The organism is Bradyrhizobium sp., assembly GCF_019244115.1.
Lineage (GTDB): Bacteria > Pseudomonadota > Alphaproteobacteria > Rhizobiales > Xanthobacteraceae > Bradyrhizobium.
Map to the genome: position 1 here is coordinate 1 of NZ_JAFATE010000803.1, position 2,559 is coordinate 2,559.

Annotated in this window: 1 protein-coding gene, 1 tRNA gene and 1 pseudogene; 2 read left to right on the forward strand and 1 reads right to left on the reverse strand. The window is 65.1% G+C overall.

The window, feature by feature from the left end:
• Positions 1–66 precede the first annotated feature (66 nt).
• Positions 67–143: transfer RNA gene (locus JOZ76_RS34035), tRNA-Met, on the reverse strand.
• Positions 144–739: 596 nt separating this feature from the next.
• Between JOZ76_RS34035 and JOZ76_RS34040 the strand changes: the two genes are divergently transcribed.
• The gene (locus tag JOZ76_RS34040) at positions 740–2,173 is read left to right on the forward strand and encodes a coniferyl aldehyde dehydrogenase (protein ID WP_291705764.1); all 1,434 of its coding nucleotides are present in this window, start codon (positions 740–742) and stop codon (positions 2,171–2,173) included.
• A 121-nt stretch (positions 2,174–2,294) separates the two neighbouring features.
• Positions 2,295–2,559 (forward strand): annotated as a pseudogene (locus JOZ76_RS34045) (GMC family oxidoreductase N-terminal domain-containing protein); the annotation flags it as partial.

The following is a 2,559-nucleotide window of genomic DNA, read 5'->3' on the forward strand; positions in this document are numbered from 1 at the left end:
GTTTCAAGCTAAACTAGGAGCAGCAAAAAGCCCTTGAAAACGATGCGTTTCCAAGGGCTTGATGTTTGGTTGCGGGGGCAAGATTTGAACTTGCGACCTTCAGGTTATGAGCCTGACGAGCTACCGGGCTGCTCCACCCCGCGATAAGCCGTTGCGCGCCTTGACCGGAAAGAGGGGAACGGAAAAGAGCGGCCGCGCGGGGCGCGCCGATCGATCCATCCCAATACCGTCCTGAGAAGGCATCCCCGTGGGCGGCAAGCCCGTCGGGTGCGGGCGGTATGTACCAACGCCGCTGCGCTTTGGGAAGGGTCTTGGGCAGGATTTTTCCAGTTTTGTGACAGGCGGAACGGGAGGAAATCGCGCGGATGATCGGCGAGGTCTGTGATCCGCGGCTACCCCCACCCCCGACCCCTCCCCGCAAGGGGGAGGGGAGCAGAGCGGAGCACCTGGTCGGCGGAAGGGAGCAGGGCGAAAGCCCAGTAGGGAGCGGAGGCAGAGCGGAGCCCCTGGCTGTCGTCCCTGCGCAAGCAGGGACCCATAACCACAGGCGGTCGTTTGGCGGAAGACGGTCATCTGGCCTCATTGCGAGATTCCGCGGTATGGGTCCCTGCGTTCGCAGGGACGACAGCGGCGGTATGCTCTTGCCAGACAGGCGCCTAGGCCCCAGCTTGGAACCAGCACAGGGCCCAGCCTGGAACCGTCAAAGGCCCAGCCGAGCCATCACGACAGGAGACGCGCCATGGACCAGTCGCTGAAAAGCCCTGATCTCATCGGCCTCGACGAGGCCTTCCATGCCCTCCACGACGCCTCGCGCACTGAGCCGGCGGCCGATCTCGCGCTGCGCCTCGACCGGCTGAGGCGGCTGCGTAGCGCCATCAGCAAGAACGAGAGGAGGTTTGCGGAGGCGATCTCGGCGGATTTCGGGCACCGCTCGGCGGTCGAGACCACCATTGCCGAGACGCTGTTTTTGCTGACCGAGATCAAGCACGCCAAGGGCCATCTCAAGCGCTGGATGACGCCGCGGCCGATCCCGACCATGGTGCAGTTCTGGCCGGCCAAAAACCGCCTGTACCCGCAGCCGCTCGGCGTGATCGGCATCATGGCGCCGTGGAACTATCCGCTGCAGCTGACCCTGGCGCCGGCGATCGGGGCGATCGCGGCCGGCAACCGCGTCATGATCAAGCCGAGCGAGCTGACCCCGCGCTTTGCCGCGCTGCTCAAGGAGATCGTCGCCGCTGCGTTCGCGCCCACCGAGATGATCGTGACCGGCATCGCGGACGAGATCGCAAAAGCGTTTGCCAGCCTGCCGTTCGATCATCTGGTGTTCACCGGCTCGACGCGGGTCGGCCGGCTGGTCGCGGAAGCGGCCGGGCGCAACCTCACGCCGGTGACCCTCGAACTCGGCGGCAAGTCGCCCGCGATCGTCGATCGCTCCGCCGACCTCGACGAGGCCGCCGAGCGCATCACCTATGGCAAACTGCTCAACGCCGGGCAGACCTGCATCGCGCCGGACTACGCCCTCGTCCCGGACGAGCGGCTGCAGGAGTTTGCCGGCAAGCTCCAGGGCCATGTCAGGCGGATGTTCGGCACCGACCCGCAGAACAAGGACTACACGTCTATTATCTCCGAACGCCATTATGCGCGGCTCGAGGCGCTGCTCGCCGATGCCGCGGCCAAGGGTGCCACGATCATGCAGACTGCTGACGCCGGCGATGCCGCCTGGAAGGGCGCACGCAAGTTTCCGCCCACCATCGTGGTCGGCGCAACGCCCGACATGGCGATCATGCAGGAGGAGATTTTTGGGCCCGTGCTGCCGGTCATCGGCTATCGCGAGGCCGCCGAGCCGATCACTTTCGTCAACGCCCATGAGCGGCCGCTCGCGCTGTACTGGTTCGGCAAGGATGAGGCGGCGCGCGAGGCGGTGCTGTCGCGCACGGTGTCGGGCGGCGTCACCATCAATGACTGCCTGTTCCACATCACCCAGGTCAACCAGCCTTTTGGCGGCGTCGGCCCCTCGGGCAGCGGCGCCTATCACGGCGAATGGGGATTTAATGCGTTCAGCAAGCTGAAGCCGGTGTTTTATCGCTCGCCGTTCAATCGCCTCGCCGATCTCTATCCGCCCTACGGCGCAAAGATCGCGCGGCTGGAGAAGATGCTGCGGTTTTTGTCTTGAACGCTTCAACACCGTCATTGCGAGCGTAGCGAAGCAATCCAGACCGTCTCCGCGGAGACAGTCTGGATTGCTTCGTCGCTTCGCTCCTCGCAATGACGGAGCGCAATTGAGGGGGATTTGCGTGACGGAGACATTCGATTTCGTTGTGGTCGGGGCCGGGAGCGGCGGATGTGCGGTGGCGAGCCGGCTCTCGGAGGACCGCGAGACCTCGGTCGCGCTGCTCGATGCCGGCGGCAAAAACGACAACTGGATCGTCACCACGCCCTACGCGCTGGTGCTGATGGTCGCCGGTCCGGTCAACAACTGGTCCTTCTCCACCGTGCCGCAAAAGGGGCTGAACGGCCGCATCGGCTATCAGCCCCGCGGCAAGGGCCTCGGCGGCTCCT

Excerpts from the sequence above, each read along its gene's own strand:
- JOZ76_RS34040 (WP_291705764.1), top strand. The coding sequence starts at position 740 with ATGGACCAGTCGCTGAAAAGCCCTGATCTCATCGGCCTCGACGAGGCC.